A 15,243-nucleotide genomic window follows, 5' to 3' on the forward strand; every position below is an offset into this window, starting at 1 on the left:
ATCTCCAGATTCAGGCGGCCTGCTCCAGGCAGGTCTGGCGGGCGGCATCCAGGGCTTGCTTGATCACGTCCAGCGAGCCGATATGATTGCACAGCAACAGTACCAGGGCGGCATTCATGGCATGGCTTTGGGCCGTGCTCAGGCCCTGGTGGGCATCGATCAACATCTGGTAGAAGTCGTCAGCCCGTTCCAAGGGGGTATGGGTATTCAGTGTAGACATGAAGCACTCTCCAGGAAATGGCCACAGGCTTTTTGCAGGGCAATACGTACAGCCTGCCCATCCAGATGACGCCAGCGGGCGCACAGGTGTTGATCGGGACGGATCAGATAGCAGGAGCCGGGCTGAGCGTCATAACGCTGACGCAGCATATCCTGGCTGTCGATGATGTCACCTTGGGCCTGGACATCTGGCGTGCCTGCCGGCCAGACGCGCCGGCGGGTCATGAGACCTTGGGCGACCAATTCTTCTAGCGCTTCAGGCTGGCTGGTCTGGCCTTCGCCAAATTCCAGCAAGGTAAAGCCACTACCCAATTGACCCAGCCACCAGTCTGCCTGACCGTTTTGCTCGATAGGCGCATCGGGGACGCAGGCGCCCAATGGCGTGGCGCAGGCGGCAAATTCGTGTGTGTCAGCCGTATTCAACGGGCTGTCCGGATAAGCGCTGGGCAAGGACAGGCGACCGCTATTGACCAGCACACGGGCAAAGGCGTGGCGACGCGCCAGAATCAAGGCTGCATCACGGAACAGGCGGCTGACTTCGCTTTTAGGGGTAATGAAATCTGTTGAACGGCTGGAGTGACGAATGTTCTCGTCCGCGGCCAGCTCACGTTCATGACGGTAGCTGTCCAGCAGGCTGTCGGGGGCCTGGGCATTCAGAACCAGATTCAGCTTCCAGGCCAGGTTGTCGGCGTCCTGGATACCGCTATTGGCGCCGCGTGCGCCAAAGGGCGAGACACGGTGGGCCGAGTCTCCGGCAAACAGGATGCGGCCATGACGAAAGCGCTCCATGCGCTCGCAGGCAAAGGTGTAAATGCTGACCCACTCCAGTTCAAAGGGGGCGTCGGCACCGAGCAGGGCGCGAATGCGGGGCAGCACGTTCTCGGGCTTGACGGCTTCCACGGGGTCCGCATCCCAGCCTAGCTGGAAGTCGATGCGCCAGACATTGTCCGGTTGGCTGTGCAGCAAAACAGACTGGTTGGGATGAAAAGGCGGGTCAAACCAGAACCATCGTTCAGCGGGAAAGTCCGCCTGCATGCGCACGTCCGCAATCAAAAAACGGTCCTTGAACACGCGTCCGCTGCTGCTTTCACCCAAGGCGCGGCGAATGGCCGAGCGTGAACCATCGCAGGCCAGCAGCCATTCTGCTTCCAGGGTGTAATGGCCTTGCCGGGTTTCTATATCCAGATGCACGCCGTTTGCCTGATTCACCACGTTCAGCACTTTATGGCCGGAGCGCAGCTCGATCAAGGGCTGGGCGCAGACCGCTTCGTAGAGATAGCCTTCGCAGTAGTACTGCTGCAAGTTGATGAAGGCGGGACGCTGGTGGCCTTCTTCCGGCAGCAAATTGAAACTCCAGACCTCCTGGTTGCGGAAAAAAACTTTGCCCACATTCCAGGACACGCCTTTGTCCATCATGCGAGCGCCCACGCCCAGGCGGTCCCAGATGTCCAGGGTGCGCTTGGCAAAGCAGATGGCCCGTGATCCTTTGGACAGCGTCGTGTCGTCGTCCAGAATCACGACCTGGTGGCCTTTGGCCGCCAGGTCCAGAGCCATGGTCAGCCCCACCGGGCCGGCCCCCACCACCACGACAGGGTGGCGGTGATGGGCGGCCGGCGGGGGGGCTTGTGTCAGCTCCAGGGTCTGGTAATTAATGTCTCCCATCTTCTCTCTCCCTGGCCTGGCGTCTTATTGACCTTCGAGCTGCTTCCACATTTCCAGATCGCGCTCGGCGGTCCAGATACGTGGGTCTTCGTGACCGTTGACCTCGTCGTAGGCACGGGACACATCAAAGGGCATGCAGTGATCGAAAATGACCCAGTCCGCATAGCGCGGCTTCATGAAATCGTAGGTTTCGCGGTAGATGGTTTTCAGATCTTTGCCCGCAGCAGCGCCTTGCTGCACGCTGGAATACAAGTCGGTCAGAAAGGCACGGGTGCCTGCCAGGGCCTGACGCACCTCCGTAGCGTTCTTCAGCGCAGGGCCACGGCCAGGAACCATTTTCTCTGCCTTGAATTCGTCCAGACGATCTAATGTGCGTGGCCATTCGCGAAAGTAGCAATCGCCTGCGTAGGGAGTGGACTGATACTCGACCAGATCACCGGCAAACAGGATTTTTTCCTTGGGCAGCCAGGCGATGGTGTCGCCTTTGGTATGGCCGCGGCCTACTTGCATCAGATGGACCTCCAGATTGCCCAGGTCCACCGTCATGTGTCCTTCAAACGTCATGGTGGGCCAGGTCAGGCCGGGAGGGATGGATTCGGCGTTGCGAAACAAGCGAGGAAAACGGCCAATTTCGCTGGCCTTGTCCTGCTCGCCACGTTCCACGATCAGGTCGTAAGTGTCACGGCTGGCCAGGATCTCCTGAGCCTGGTAAGCCGATGCGCCCAGTACGCGCACGGCGTGGTAGTGCGACAGCAGCACATACTTGATGGGTTTGTCGCTGACTTCGCGGATGCGGCGAATGACATCCTGTGCCATTACCGGCGTGGCTTGAGTGTCGATCACCATAATGGCCTCATCACCAATGATGATGCCTGTGTTGGGATCACCTTCAGCCGTGTAGGCGTAGGCATGGTCGGACAGTTTTTCAAAGGCAACGACTTTGTCTTCCAGGTCGTTGTGCGAGGCGAAGGACTTGCTCATGAAAATGACTCCACAGTCGATAGGGATGATGTCAGATTAGTTTATGGCGAATCAGTTAGATATAGGTGAATACCTGAATAGGGTATAGGCCTGCTGTTAAAACGCGCGTGCGCCTGCCTGCCGGAACCGGCATGACAGGCAGACAGAAGGGAAGAGAGCGGGCTTAGCGGCGTTGGCAGCGCGAGCAGTAGTAGGTGGCGCGCTGACCCTGAACGATACGTTTGATGGGCTGTTGGCAACGCGGGCAGGCTTTGTCCACCCGTTCGTACACATTGGCGTGAATGGCAAAGTAGGCACCTGGCTCGCCACTGGCGTTCACGTAGTCGCGCAAGGTGCTGCCCCCTGAGTCCAGGGCGGCCTGCAGGGTGCTCAGGATAGCCGCGTGCAGTTTCTCGCAGCGATGCAGAGAAACTTCACCGGCAGGCAGTTCGGGATGAATGCCCGCCAGAAAAAGAGATTCGGAGGCATAGATATTGCCCACGCCCACGACAATCTTGCCGCCGAGCAGAGCCTGTTTGATGGCCATGCGTCGTCCCTGCAAATGCCGGAACAGATAGGCCGGCGTAAACAAGGGGTCAAAAGGCTCAATGCCTAAAGTACGTAGCAAAGGATGGTTTTCCAGCGGGCCGTCCTGGTGGGCATGCCATAATATCGCACCAAATCGTCGTGGGTCATGCAGCAGGAAGCGGGCCTCGTCAAAAATCCATTCCGCATGATCATGTTTGCGGCGTTCTTCCTCCAGCGCCACGCGCCGCAGGGAGCCCGACATGCCCAGATGGATGATCTGCACGCCTTTTTCAAAATGCAACAACAAGTACTTGCCTCGACGCGTGCAGTCAAGAACGGTCTGGTCTACCAGGCATTGGGGCAAGGAGGCGGGCACGGGCCAGCGCAGACGTGGTTCGTGAACCAGGAATTGTCGGACGTTTTTTCCTTGGATAACCGTCGCAATTCCGCGACGAGTTGTTTCAACTTCTGGCAGTTCAGGCATGGGGGGGTGATACCATCAACAAATCTGATTCCTTTATTGTGCCATCGGGCGTTTTATCGCGCGTATCAGGGCACGGGTTTTTCTGGATGAATGCTCTGACCTTAGCACTAAAGCTGGGCCTGATGTCGTTGCTTGCAGCGGTTTCGGCGCAAGCACAAACCTCACTTCCCATACTCAAGGCGGAGCCGCCTGTCGACACCATCCGCTTGCGCAGCGGACAACTGCCGTTGGTAGGCTTGACCTCGGACATCCTCTATCGCATTTTGGTGGCCGAGGTTGCGGCTTCCCGAGGCGAGTACGATGTTGCCAGCCAGACTTTTCTATCCTTGGCTCGTGACACCAGTGATCCTCGGCTGGCTCAGAGCGCGTTTCAATATGCAATGGCCGACCGTGATCTGGGTCGCGCATTGCGGGCTGCCAAAGAGTGGGCCCTGTTAGCCCCCAACGATGCGGAAGCCAAGGCCACTGCCCTGGCGCTGGAAGCGTCCAGCGGTCAGACCGAAGGCCTGGCAGATGCCTTGTGGCTGCGCATTTCACGGGCTGAAGATAAAGAGCAGGCCGTGGTACAGGCCATGAGCATGGTCAGCAAAATGGTGGATCGCCGACTGGCGCTGGAGGTGCTGGACAAGGCCTTGCAGCAGCCGGTGCGTTCTTTGCCTATCGCCCGTCTTGCTCTGGCCGATACCGCCTGGAGTGCCGGTGACGCAGCACGCGCGGAGCGCGAGGCACGGGAAGCCCTGAAACTGGACCCGCATTCTGAAGCAGCCGCGCAGCGAGTGCTGGAATATGGTATCAAGATTGATCCTTCGGCTGCCTTGCAAAGCGCACGTGCCTTCGTACGCGACAATCCGGACAGCCGCAAGCTGCAGTTATTGTTGGCCAATCGTTTGGTCGAGCGTCAACAGTTTGACGAGGCCCAGGCCATTGTCAGCGCCTTGCAGCGCGCTAACCCGGAAGACTTTGACCTGCTCTATACCCAGGCCGAAATTCACATCCGCGCCAAGGAGTATGCGCAGGCCCGCCAGTTGCTGGAACAATATATTACGGTTCAGCAGCAGCGCCGCCAGTCCTTGAATGACGCCGTCAATACGGCTTTGGCCAGCATCTCCGAAGCTCGCTTGTCCCTGGTGCAGATTGCCGAGGCGCAGGGTGATCTGAACGAGGCTATTCGTCAGCTGGATTTGATCGAGGAGCCTGCGCTGCGTTTTCAGGCGCAGATTCACAAGGCGGTTCTGCAGGCCCGTCAGGGCAACTTGCCCCTGGCACGCCGTACTTTGGAAAGCTCCCGCCCGCGAGATATGAGTGAGCAGGTGGTGGTGGCCCTGACCTATTCCTCCATTTATCAGGACAGCGGTCGTACGGATCAGGCTCTGGAAGTGTTGGAGCGCGCTGATCGTGAGCTGCCCGACAGCCCTGAAATCAAATACAACCTGGCCATGCTGTACGAGCAGCGGGCCAAGCATGATCAGTTCGAGGCTCTGATGCGCCGCGTTATCGAGTTGCGCCCTGACCACGCGAATGCGTATAACGCCTTGGGCTATACCTATGCGGATCAAAATCGCCGTATGGACGAGGCCCAGGATTTGCTTGAGCGCGCCATGGAACTGGAGCCGGACAACCCCTATATTCTGGATAGCGTTGGCTGGTATCTGTTTCGCATCGGTGATTTGCAGGCCGCGCTGGAGTATCTGCAACGTTCCTACGAACGTTTGCCCGAGGCGGATGTGGCTGCCCATCTGGGAGAAGTGCTTTGGGTCAAAGGCCGTCGCGAAGATGCCATGCTGGTCTTTCGGGCGGGCTTGAGTAAAGATCCAGACAATCGCACTTTGACTGAAACCATCAAGCGACTGGGAGTGCCGCTGCCGTGAAGATGTTGAAACAGCGCTTATGGTATCGGGCTGCGGCCCTGACGCTGCTTGCCGTGCTCAGTGCCTGTGCCACCCCCCCCAGCCCAAGGACGGCAGTGGCGCCGAGGCTGATCAGGCCTCCAGCGCGTTGTCACGTTCAGGTCGCTTTGCCGTAAGCGTGACGCACTCCAGCTCGCAGGTCGAAGCCGTGCAGGGTGGTTTTTCCTGGCGTGATGATGGGCGCAAGCTGATGCTGGATTTGAGCAATCCATTGGGTAATACCTTGGCGCGTGTCTGGGTACTGCCGGGGCAGGCCATTTTGGAGCGTACCGACGGAAGCCAGGAGCTCGCCACTCATCCGGATGCGTTGGTGGAACAGGTTCTGGGCAGCCCCGTGCCCGTGGCCGGCTTGCGGGACTGGCTGCATGGCCGCACGGGCAGTGCCCCCGTTCAAAGTGAACGCAGGGACGATCAGCAAAAACTGAGCAGTTTCGAGCAGTCCGGCTGGCGTGTGACGCTGTCGCGTTACGACGAACAAGGCCCGCGCTTGCTCCAGTTGAACCGTCATGAAGCCAATCGCTCCATCAGCGTGCGTTTGGTTGTGGACCAGTAAAGCGCGAGCAGGTTTGTGTCATGGCGCTCTACAACGTCCCGGCTCCGGCCAAGATCAATCTGTTTTTACACGTCACGGGTCGTCGTGAAGACGGCTACCATTTTCTGCAAACCGCCTTCCGCTTTGTGGATCTGAATGACTACCTGAGCTTCGTTCCTCGTAGCGACGGACAGATCTGCCGGGTACACAGTACCTTGAGCGATGTGGAGCCTGAACAGGATCTGGTGATCAAAGCCGCTCGTGCCCTGCAACAAGCGACGGGCACCCGGCAAGGCGTGGATATCTCTTGTATCAAGAACATTCCGTCGGGAGCGGGGATGGGCGGTGGCTCCAGCGATGCGGCCACGACCCTGATTGCCTTGAACCGTTTGTGGAACCTGGGCCTGAGCCGTCAGGCCTTGATGGATATTGGCTTGCCTCTGGGCGCCGATGTGCCGGTTTTTGTATTCGGACAGGCTGCGTTTGCGGAAGGGGTAGGGGAACAACTGCAGGCCATTCAGATGCCGCCCCGGGACTACATCATCATTCGGCCACCGCAATTTATATCCACAGGAAAAATATTTAGCGCCGAATGCTTGACACGCGATGAGAAACCGATCACAATAACGTTCTTTACTGATTGGCAAGAAAAATTCTGGCAAGCCAAGGATAATAATCCTTATTTTGGCAGAAACAATCTAGAGTCGGTTGCATTTAATCTTTATCCTGATTTGTTGCTGTTAAAGCAGGGTTTGCAAAGTTTAAAATTAAATGCTAGAATGACGGGCTCAGGTTCTTGTTTGTTTGTTGAGTGCAGAGACAAACAAAGCGCCATGAAAGGTCAGTTTGAAATTGACCGAAATAGCAGTAAAATAGATTTTTCTGGTAGCGAAGAATCAAATAGTGGTAAATTGCTGGTCGATCAAACATGGGTTTGTTCTGGTTTGCAAGATCATCCGCTACGCTACTGGATTAAGTAAGTATTTGGGGAATCGCCAAGCTGGTTAAGGCACCGGATTTTGATTCCGGCATGCGAAGGTTCGAATCCTTCTTCCCCAGCCACCTTTCAGGCCTGGCCTGCGATAATGTAAAGCTGTTGAGTCGTTTCCTTGTAGGGGTTTCGATCAACAGCTTTGCTTTTCCTGCATCAAAATCTATCTCCCATCATGGCACAAGACCGATTCATGATCTTCACCGGCACGGCTAATCCTCGCCTTGCTGTCGATGTCGTCAACCACCTTGATATGTCGCTGGGGAAAATGACGGTGGGTCGCTTCTCTGACGGGGAAGCCATGGTTGAAATCAACGAGAACGTGCGCGGTCGCGATGTTTTTGTTCTGCAGCCCACCTGCGCTCCCACCAACGACAATCTGATGGAAATCATGGTGATGGTCGATGCCTTGCGCCGCGCGTCGGCCGGTCGCATCACCGCTGCCATCCCTTACTTTGGTTACGCCCGCCAGGATCGACGCCCCCGTTCGGCGCGTGTGTCGATCTCGGCCAAAGTCGTGGCCAATATGTTGCAAGTGGTCGGTGTTGATCGCGTCATGATGATGGATCTGCACGCAGACCAAATCCAGGGTTTCTTCGACATCCCGGTCGACAATATCTACGCTTCCCCCATTTTGCTGGGCGATATCTGGCGCTGTAACTACCAGGACATGGTGGTTGTCTCGCCTGACATCGGCGGCGTGGTGCGCGCACGTGCACTGGCCAAGCAACTGGAAGTGGATCTGGCCATTATCGACAAACGTCGCCCGCGTGCCAACGTATCCGAAGTCATGAACATCATTGGTGATGTCAACGGACGCACCTGCATCCTGATGGATGACATGGTGGATACGGCCGGTACGCTGTGCAAAGCGGCCGAAGCCCTGAAAGAGCGCGGTGCCAAGGCGGTTTACGCTTACTGTACGCACCCTGTGCTCTCGGGCGAAGCCATCGAACGCATTACGCAGTCCCAATTGAACGAGCTGGTTGTGACGGACACCATTCCGTTGTCCGCCAAGGCCCGCGAGTGCAGCAAGATTCGTCAGCTGTCCTGTGCAGCACTGCTGGGCGAGACCATCTTGCGTATCTCGAACGCCGAGTCGGTCAGCTCCTTGTTCAGCGATTAAGTTTTTTAACGTGTGCTGGTCGCGGCACACGTCAACTAGGTAGTCCGCTACCACTTTTCAGCAGTACGCCTCAAGCGTTCTGCCATTGGAGTTTTAAATGAAATTCACCGCTACGTCGCGTGATGTACAGGGTACGAGTGCGAGCCGCCGCCTGCGTCACGCTGGTCGAGTTCCTGCAATTGTTTACGGTGGCGAAGAACAGCCCGTCGTAATCTCGCTGGACCATAACGAGATCTACCACAACCTGCGCAAAGAAGCGTTCCACGCATCCATCCTGACGATGGAACTGGACGGTAAAGCTGAAAAAGTGCTGTTGCGCTCGGTTCAGTGGCACCCCTACAAGCAGCAGGTTCTGCACGTTGACTTCCAACGCGTTCTGGCTTCGCAAGCCATCACCACCAAAGTTCCTCTGAACTTTGAAGGTGGTGAAGTGTCCCCAGCTGTCAAGCTGAGCGGCCAGGTCATCAGCCACATCCTGACCGAGCTGGAAATCACCTGCTTGCCCGGTAACCTGCCTGCGTCCATCACGGTGGATCTGAGCGGTATGACGGCTAACGCCAACCTGCACCTGGACAGCATCAAGCTGCCACTGGGCGTGACTTACGCTGGCAACGACACCAACCCTCTGCTGGCTGCTGCCTTGCCAGTGGGTGGTGCTGCTGCTTCGGAAGAAACCGAAGAAGGCGCCGAGTAATCAAGATTGCCTGTCGGCTTTGGCCGGCTTGCAGCTTGGCGAATCAACCCCTGTCAGCGTATGCTGGCGGGGGTTTGTTATTTCTGCCTGCGCCATTGCTGGTGTATGCCTCCTGCGAAAACATTCATGTCTGAGCCTATCCGTTTGATTGTTGGCCTGGGTAATCCCGGCCCCGAGTATGAAGCCACCCGTCATAATGCGGGCTTTTGGTTGGCAGACCAGTTGGCCGATGATCTGCATGCGAGCTTCAATCTGGAAAAGTCATTTTTTTCCTGGGTCGCCAAAGCGCGCTTTGAAGGTGAGAACGTCATCATCGCCAAACCCATCACCTTCATGAACAAGTCTGGGCAAGCCGCCGGGGCCTTGATGCGTTTTTACAAGCTCAAGCCCGAGCAGGTGCTGGTCCTGCATGACGAGCTCGATTTGCTGCCCGGACAGGTGAAGATGAAAAAAGGAGGCGGGCACGCGGGGCATAATGGCCTGCGCGATATTCAGTCCGCCTTTGGCACGCCGGATTTCTGGCGCTTGCGCCTGGGGATTGGTCACCCTCGCACCCTGGGCCTGGCCCAGCAAGTGGTGAATTTCGTACTGCATGCGCCCCGTCAAGAAGAGTTGCGCGAGATTGAAGATGGCATGAACCGGTGCCGGCTTATGATGCCTGCCTTGCTGCGTGGCGACTTTGAGCAGGCCACCCGCCAGCTTTATGCTCCGCAGAAGGCCTGATGCATGAAGTCAGTGCCTAGTAGCCCGTTGCGTTTTAGGGATGAGCTCAAAGACTTCTTTTACTTTTTGCGCCATCCCCGCAGCGCCCGACGTTTGCCTGGCAGGGTACCGGGTGATGGCTGGTATCTGGACTGGTTTGCTCCCTTGCCCTGGAAGCGTCTGCTGCAATGGGCGGGCATGCTGTGGCTGATTAATGCATTGGTACTGGGCCCAATCGCGGTCTCGGTGGCGGGTCTAGGTGGTGCACAGCATCGTCTGGACCCGACCCGCATTCCTTGGGCGCAAGCCATCATCTGGGCGCCCATTGTGGAAGAGCTGGTTTTCCGCTTTGTGCTCAGACGTCCGTCCCAATGGCTGACAGTGGTCCCCTTGGCCGTGTTTCTGATGTTTCAGGGACCAAGTGGGTGGTTGATACAAGCACTGCTGGTTTTGTGTCTGGCCGTCTGGATCAGTCGTTATACCGGCATGCCCCGTGAAGCCTTGCCCGCAGATAGCGGATGGTGGCGCAGGTTGGTGGGAGCAGTGCAGGGGAGGGCATGGCGTTTTTCATCCATGCGACGCTATTGGCGTTGCTTTCCCTGGGTGTTTTATGGTGCAACGCTGGCCTTTGGCGCATTGCATTTGTATAACTTCCAGCTCAACAGCATGAGCTGGTATTTGCTGCCCTTGCTGGTCCTGCCCCAATGTATGACCGGTCTGGTGTTGGCCTGGCTGCGTGTGCGTCGAGGCATGGGCGCCTCGATTGTGCTGCATGCCATCTTTAACGGTGGCCCGGTCTTGCTGATTATCGGACTGCTCAAGCTGTTTGACGGTATTCCGGTTTAAGAATACCTGCCGTTCAAGGCGCTCTCCTGTGTCCCCGGCACGACTGTTCTGATCCGTCTGCAGGCGCTGTAGCGCCCAAGGGCGCTACAATAGCGCATCGTTTATATAACTCTTTGATTTTCAGGATACTCATGGCACTGCAATGCGGCATCGTTGGCTTGCCCAACGTTGGTAAATCCACTCTGTTCAACGCTCTGACCAAAGCCGGCATTGCGGCTGAAAACTACCCCTTCTGCACTATCGAACCGAACGTCGGTGTGGTCGAAGTTCCTGACCAGCGTTTGCAAGATCTGGCTAAGATCGTGAATCCCGAGCGCATTTTGCCTGCCGTGGTGGAATTCGTAGACATTGCCGGTCTGGTGGCGGGCGCCTCCAAGGGTGAAGGTCTGGGTAACCAGTTCCTGGCCAATATCCGTGAAACCGACGCAACCGTGCATGTGGTGCGCTGTTTTGCCGATGAGAACGTGATTCACGTTGCCGGCAAGGTGGACCCCTTGGCAGACATTGAAATCATCAATACTGAATTGGCGCTGGCTGATCTGGGCGTGGTCGAGAAAGCCCTTCACCGCAATCAGAAACTGGCTCGTTCGGGCGATAAAGACGCTGCCAAGCTGGTTGCCTTGCTGGAGCGTATCGAAAAAGCGCTGGGCGAAGGAAAATCCGTGCGTTCGCTGAAGCTGGACGAAGACGAACTGCACCAGATCAAATCCTACGGCTTCATCACCGCCAAGCCCACCATGTACGTGGCCAACGTGAAAGAAGACGGCTTTACCAACAACCCACACCTGGAAGCCGTGCAGAACTACGCTGCCGCTGATGGCGCTCCTGTGGTTGCCGTATGCGCTGCCGTGGAAGCCGAAATCGCTGAGCTGGACGACGCCGACAAGATCGAATTCCTGTCCGATCTGGGCATGGAAGAACCTGGTCTGAACCGTGTGATTCGCGCCGCCTACAGCTTGCTGGGCCTGCAAACCTACTTCACCGCAGGTGTCAAAGAAGTGCGTGCCTGGACCATCCGCGTGGGCGACACCGCCCCTCAAGCCGCTGGCGTGATTCACACCGATTTCGAGCGCGGCTTCATCCGTGCCCAGACCATCGCCTTTGACGACTTTGTGGCTTGCAAGGGCGAACAAGGTGCCAAAGAAGCTGGCAAAATGCGTGCGGAAGGCAAGGAATATGTCGTGAAAGACGGTGATGTGCTGAATTTCCTGTTCAACGTCTGATTCGAGCAAGCCATTTCAGGCGATTGCATCTGCTTGCACGCGCATCACTGAAAGCGATTCAAAGTCCCGTGGATACGGGGCTTTTTCATTTCAGCCCGTTGCATGCAACCACACTTGATAGCTCTGCGCAAGTGAATACGGGCGTGTATATGGATCTTGCAACAGGTCGATGAAGGTGTATACGATGAAGCCCTGAGGACGAACAGGAGAGCTTCACGATGCTGACAGACGCCCAGTGCCGAGCCGCTAAGCCTAGAGAAGGCATCTACCGCCTCAATGACTACAAGGGGCTGTACCTAGAGATCAAACCCAACGGCATCAAGGCCTGGCGCTATCGCTTCAAGCTCAATGACAAGGCCTCATGGTTTGCACTTGGCGACTACCCCAGCGTGACGCTCGGCGAGGCCAGAGAGAAGTGCGACGCGGCGCGGAAGCTGGTCAAGGAGGGCATCAATCCCGTCCAGAATCGCCAGATCGAACGCATCAAGCGCGAGCAAGACTCAGCGAACACGTTCGAGTCCGTCGCCAAGGAGTGGCTGGCTCTGAAGGACTGGGAGGAAGTGACCAAGAAGCGCCGGCTCGACATGCTTGAGCGCGTGGTCTTCCCGTCGATTGGCAAGCTGCCGGTACGTCAGATCACTCCGGCCCATGTCCTCGACATTCTCAACAAGACGGTCAAGCGGGGCGCCCCCACGGTAGCGGCTGAAGCCAAGCGCACCATGTCTGGCGTGTTCGAGCATGCAGTCGCGACCCTACGGGCAGACACTGACCCCATTTGGCCGGTTCGCAAAGCGCTGCCGCCCAACAAGACGCAACACAGGCGCGCCCTCAGCTCGGAGGAAGTCGGCCAGCTGCTGAGCGACTTTGATGGACATGGCGGCAACTTCCAAACCATTAAGGCCTTTCAGCTCATGTGGCTGACGCTCAGCCGCCCGAATGAATCCGTCCAAGCAGAATGGGCTGAGTTCGACCTGGACAAGGCGCTCTGGACCATTCCTGCACGTCGGATGAAGGCTCGGCGAGAGCACGTCGTTCCGCTACCGACTCAGGCGGTTGAACTTCTCAAGGCCATGCATCCGATCACAGGGCACACGAAGTTCGTTTTCCCGAACCGCGACGACCGCCAGCGCCCAATGGCCGACGCAGCTCTGCGGCAGGCGCTCAAGAAGCTCGGTTGGGCAACCAAGTACAGCCCACATGGCACTCGCACCACGGGCAGCACACGGCTCAATGAAATGGGCTATCGGTCCGATGCCATCGAAGCCCAGCTTGCACATGCGGAGCCGAACAGTGTTCGGCGCACATACAACCATGCCACCTACCTCGACGAGCGGCGGGTGATGATGCAAGACTGGGCAGAAAACCTGGAAAGTTGGAAGGTAGCCGCACAGGAAAGAAATTAACTTCGGATGCCCGCAGCAGCCCAGGGCTCAGATGAATTTTCGCCGTTCGGTTTCGCCATTCCAGATGGTCCCATGCAGGAAAGTATCCCGCTCTTCTGGCGTAGTTAAAGGGAAGCTGGCATATTGGGTGTGAGCCATTAGCTTCACATCCTCCGCCCATTGCTGACGCATTTCTTCCGTTTCCAGCCTTTCGCCACTTAGCGCCTCCGGTCCAAACAAATCAGTAAGATCACGTGGCGGGGCGTTTGCAGTGCGGAGGCGAGAGCGGATATTAGCCGAGGCTATTTCTACCATCACGCCCGAAATGTCTTTCTGTAGCAATTGCTCCAAAACCTTAATACGTTTCCTGGCGGCGAAGTTGGTTTCCTTCAACTGCTCGTTGTAGTGCGGCTGGAAATGCCGGATCAGGGCTGCTTCAGCTAAAGCAACTTGTGCATGCCTGGAAAGTGTTAAAGCCCGCATGTTCTCCAGATGCGCTCTTTCCTCCTCCACACTTGATTGCGGATCGGCTTGAAGATCTCCTCCTGTGCTCATGAAAACTCGGCGATGTTCAAACCGGTAGAGCAACAGCAACACTTCTGAGGTAGGCCGATATGTCATCGCCTCGGCGAGGATTCTCTGCAATGTTGAGTGATTGAGCAGTCGATCCAGCGCAGTTCGCCGCTGCGATCTTCCAATACCTTGCCCGACATAGACTACTTCAAGATCGGAGTCTTCGTAGCTCAGGAGCGAATCGGCATTGGCGACCACAGCATGCGCCGGCACCTGCATCGAGCCTCGCTGTGTCTCGACAATGAGGTGTGTACCAGACGGCAAGACCCCAACGCCTCTCACGGAGTCTCCGCTACGCTTTAATGCCTTCACCAAGTCCCAGCAGAAGGGAATTTGCACCCAGCCGTTTTCTCGCATGACTATAAATTCGCCATGGAGAATATTGTCGACAAACGACACTCGTTCTGGCTGAATTAGTATTCGCTCTCGGGTTGCAATGACATAGAGATTGCAGTCAGTGATGGCGTTTCTGAAATGCTGATTGTTTCTTCCGTCGTACAAGTCTGCCGGGGAAAGGGCAATAGGCTGGCTCGAATAGAGGTGTACGCTGCCTTCTGTAACGAATAGGCGCTGCGTCTCCGGCATGATGTTAAAAGCTCCTACGATTTTCCCGTCAGCCAATCCGCTTCGGGACGATATGCCGCTGAAATTGTTACAAAAGAATTGTTCGCAAGTTATCCCGAATAGCCTTAGCAGTTTCCTCTGGGGACATGCGGCGCAACTGGCTGAGAAGCTTGACGACGAGCGCGACATCAACTGGCTGAGAAGGTCTCTCGCCCGTGCGGGTAAAAGGGCCATCCGTTTCCGTCAGCATGCGCTCTAATGGAATGCATTCCACCATTGACGCATGTCTCTCATTTCCGAGCATTGCTGCATTGATGGAAAAATAGCAGCCTAAATCCAGCGCGCGTTTCGCTTCGCTTTTCGTTCCGGTGAACCAGTGGAGGACGATCCTCCCTCGCTCTGACGGTAGATGTGCTTCCACAAGATCGAGAACCATCTTGGCCGATCTGATGCTGTGGACCGTAATGATCTTGTCGCCGGCCTGCGCACAACGCTGCAACACATGCTGGAACACACGCTTTTGCGCATCGAGCGATTTGAAGAATCGGGGACCGGCGTCCAATCCGACTTCGCCAACATAGCGTGTCTCCGCAAGGTACCGATCCCACAGCTCGATCTCGTTTTCACGCTCAGCGACCAGTTGGGGGTGCAAGCCCAGTGCTGCTCGAACATGCTTTGTGCGCTGCGCTAGTTCGTGATTGCGGGGCCACGCACGGGGTGTCGTCGTTACGGCCAGCGTGAATACGCCGGACGCCTCAGCATCCTGGACCGCCGCCGCATGGTCCGGGTAGAGATCAAGATGGCAATGGAAGTCCACAAGGCCTGCAGTAGCGATCATGCGCGCCCCTCA

General features: G+C 56.9%; 14 protein-coding genes, 1 tRNA gene and 1 pseudogene. 10 read left to right on the forward strand and 6 right to left on the reverse strand.

The annotated features are described in order from the left end of the window. Positions 1 to 10: 10 nt before the first annotated feature. From FE795_RS02715 to mutM, 4 genes are all read right to left on the reverse strand, one after another. Positions 11 to 220, reverse strand: coding sequence for a DUF2783 domain-containing protein (locus FE795_RS02715; RefSeq protein ID WP_003803823.1), 210 nt, complete (start codon positions 218 to 220; stop codon positions 11 to 13). Next, the gene (locus tag FE795_RS02720) at positions 208 to 1,881 is read right to left on the reverse strand and encodes an FAD-dependent oxidoreductase (protein ID WP_219235602.1); all 1,674 of its coding nucleotides are present in this window, start codon (positions 1,879 to 1,881) and stop codon (positions 208 to 210) included. The genes FE795_RS02715 and FE795_RS02720 overlap by 13 nt, the downstream gene beginning before the upstream one ends. Before the next feature lie 24 nt (positions 1,882 to 1,905). Continuing rightward, positions 1,906 to 2,862 carry an MBL fold metallo-hydrolase gene (locus tag FE795_RS02725; protein WP_003803820.1) on the reverse strand — a complete coding sequence of 319 codons (957 nt, stop codon included), beginning with the start codon at positions 2,860 to 2,862 and terminating at the stop codon, positions 1,906 to 1,908. 163 nt (positions 2,863 to 3,025) lie between these two features. Continuing rightward, a complete protein-coding gene (mutM, locus tag FE795_RS02730) occupies positions 3,026 to 3,853 on the reverse strand; it encodes a bifunctional DNA-formamidopyrimidine glycosylase/DNA-(apurinic or apyrimidinic site) lyase (protein ID WP_131071284.1) in 828 nt (275 codons plus the stop codon). A gap of 122 nt (positions 3,854 to 3,975) precedes the next feature. Between mutM and FE795_RS02735 the strand changes: the two genes are divergently transcribed. The 10 genes and pseudogenes from FE795_RS02735 (at position 3,976) to FE795_RS02780 (ending at position 13,277) form a co-directional block, all read left to right on the forward strand. Continuing rightward, the gene (locus tag FE795_RS02735) at positions 3,976 to 5,721 is read left to right on the forward strand and encodes a tetratricopeptide repeat protein (protein WP_230406242.1); all 1,746 of its coding nucleotides are present in this window, start codon (positions 3,976 to 3,978) and stop codon (positions 5,719 to 5,721) included. Positions 5,722 to 5,723: 2 nt separating this feature from the next. Further along, positions 5,724 to 6,313 (forward strand): annotated as a pseudogene (locus FE795_RS02740) (outer membrane lipoprotein LolB). A 20-nt stretch (positions 6,314 to 6,333) separates the two neighbouring features. Continuing rightward, a complete protein-coding gene (gene ispE / locus FE795_RS02745) occupies positions 6,334 to 7,272 on the forward strand; it encodes a 4-(cytidine 5'-diphospho)-2-C-methyl-D-erythritol kinase (protein WP_059318642.1) in 939 nt (312 codons plus the stop codon). 5 nt (positions 7,273 to 7,277) lie between these two features. Continuing rightward, positions 7,278 to 7,354: transfer RNA gene (locus FE795_RS02750), tRNA-Gln, on the forward strand. Between the two features lie 104 nt (positions 7,355 to 7,458). After that, entirely contained in the window at positions 7,459 to 8,409 is a 951-nt protein-coding gene (locus FE795_RS02755; protein WP_003803813.1) for a ribose-phosphate pyrophosphokinase, read from the forward strand. Positions 8,410 to 8,506: 97 nt separating this feature from the next. After that, the gene (locus tag FE795_RS02760; RefSeq protein ID WP_003803811.1) at positions 8,507 to 9,103 is read left to right on the forward strand and encodes a 50S ribosomal protein L25/general stress protein Ctc; all 597 of its coding nucleotides are present in this window, start codon (positions 8,507 to 8,509) and stop codon (positions 9,101 to 9,103) included. Between the two features lie 126 nt (positions 9,104 to 9,229). Then, positions 9,230 to 9,826 (forward strand): aminoacyl-tRNA hydrolase, encoded by a 597-nt coding sequence (gene pth, locus FE795_RS02765; protein ID WP_003803810.1) that lies wholly within the window; start codon positions 9,230 to 9,232, stop codon positions 9,824 to 9,826. Positions 9,827 to 9,829: 3 nt separating this feature from the next. Next, positions 9,830 to 10,651 (forward strand): CPBP family glutamic-type intramembrane protease, encoded by an 822-nt coding sequence (locus tag FE795_RS02770; protein WP_003803808.1) that lies wholly within the window; start codon positions 9,830 to 9,832, stop codon positions 10,649 to 10,651. Positions 10,652 to 10,782: 131 nt separating this feature from the next. Then, positions 10,783 to 11,874, forward strand: a complete 1,092-nt coding sequence (gene ychF, locus FE795_RS02775; protein WP_003803805.1) for a redox-regulated ATPase YchF — start codon at positions 10,783 to 10,785, stop codon at positions 11,872 to 11,874. 218 nt (positions 11,875 to 12,092) lie between these two features. Beyond that, positions 12,093 to 13,277: a tyrosine-type recombinase/integrase gene (locus FE795_RS02780; protein WP_219235604.1), complete on the forward strand. Its 1,185-nt coding sequence runs from the start codon at positions 12,093 to 12,095 to the stop codon at positions 13,275 to 13,277. A 27-nt stretch (positions 13,278 to 13,304) separates the two neighbouring features. Here the strand turns inward: FE795_RS02780 and FE795_RS02785 are convergent, their stop codons facing one another. Together FE795_RS02785 and qatD are read right to left on the reverse strand one after the other, a co-directional pair. Further along, on the reverse strand, positions 13,305 to 14,414 hold the full coding sequence (locus FE795_RS02785; RefSeq protein ID WP_219235605.1) for a hypothetical protein: 1,110 nt from the start codon (positions 14,412 to 14,414) through the stop codon (positions 13,305 to 13,307). Positions 14,415 to 14,481: 67 nt separating this feature from the next. Further along, entirely contained in the window at positions 14,482 to 15,231 is a 750-nt protein-coding gene (gene qatD / locus FE795_RS02790) for a Qat anti-phage system TatD family nuclease QatD (RefSeq protein ID WP_219235607.1), read from the reverse strand. Positions 15,232 to 15,243: the final 12 nt, after the last annotated feature.

It is taken from the genome of Alcaligenes ammonioxydans, from assembly GCF_019343455.1.
GTDB lineage: Bacteria > Pseudomonadota > Gammaproteobacteria > Burkholderiales > Burkholderiaceae_B > Alcaligenes > Alcaligenes ammonioxydans.

Bases quoted from the DNA above. Each gene is read 5' to 3' on its own strand.
- FE795_RS02715 (WP_003803823.1), bottom strand. From the start codon at position 220: ATGTCTACACTGAATACCCATACCCCCTTGGAACGGGCTGACGACTTC.
- FE795_RS02720 (WP_219235602.1), bottom strand. From the start codon at position 1,881: ATGGGAGACATTAATTACCAGACCCTGGAGCTGACACAAGCCCCCCCG.
- FE795_RS02725 (WP_003803820.1), bottom strand. From the start codon at position 2,862: ATGAGCAAGTCCTTCGCCTCGCACAACGACCTGGAAGACAAAGTCGTT.
- mutM (WP_131071284.1), bottom strand. From the start codon at position 3,853: ATGCCTGAACTGCCAGAAGTTGAAACAACTCGTCGCGGAATTGCGACG.
- FE795_RS02735 (WP_230406242.1), top strand. From the start codon at position 3,976: ATGTCGTTGCTTGCAGCGGTTTCGGCGCAAGCACAAACCTCACTTCCC.
- ispE (WP_059318642.1), top strand. From the start codon at position 6,334: ATGGCGCTCTACAACGTCCCGGCTCCGGCCAAGATCAATCTGTTTTTA.
- FE795_RS02755 (WP_003803813.1), top strand. From the start codon at position 7,459: ATGGCACAAGACCGATTCATGATCTTCACCGGCACGGCTAATCCTCGC.
- FE795_RS02760 (WP_003803811.1), top strand. From the start codon at position 8,507: ATGAAATTCACCGCTACGTCGCGTGATGTACAGGGTACGAGTGCGAGC.
- pth (WP_003803810.1), top strand. From the start codon at position 9,230: ATGTCTGAGCCTATCCGTTTGATTGTTGGCCTGGGTAATCCCGGCCCC.
- FE795_RS02770 (WP_003803808.1), top strand. From the start codon at position 9,830: ATGAAGTCAGTGCCTAGTAGCCCGTTGCGTTTTAGGGATGAGCTCAAA.
- ychF (WP_003803805.1), top strand. From the start codon at position 10,783: ATGGCACTGCAATGCGGCATCGTTGGCTTGCCCAACGTTGGTAAATCC.
- FE795_RS02780 (WP_219235604.1), top strand. From the start codon at position 12,093: ATGCTGACAGACGCCCAGTGCCGAGCCGCTAAGCCTAGAGAAGGCATC.
- FE795_RS02785 (WP_219235605.1), bottom strand. From the start codon at position 14,414: ATGCCGGAGACGCAGCGCCTATTCGTTACAGAAGGCAGCGTACACCTC.
- qatD (WP_219235607.1), bottom strand. From the start codon at position 15,231: ATGATCGCTACTGCAGGCCTTGTGGACTTCCATTGCCATCTTGATCTC.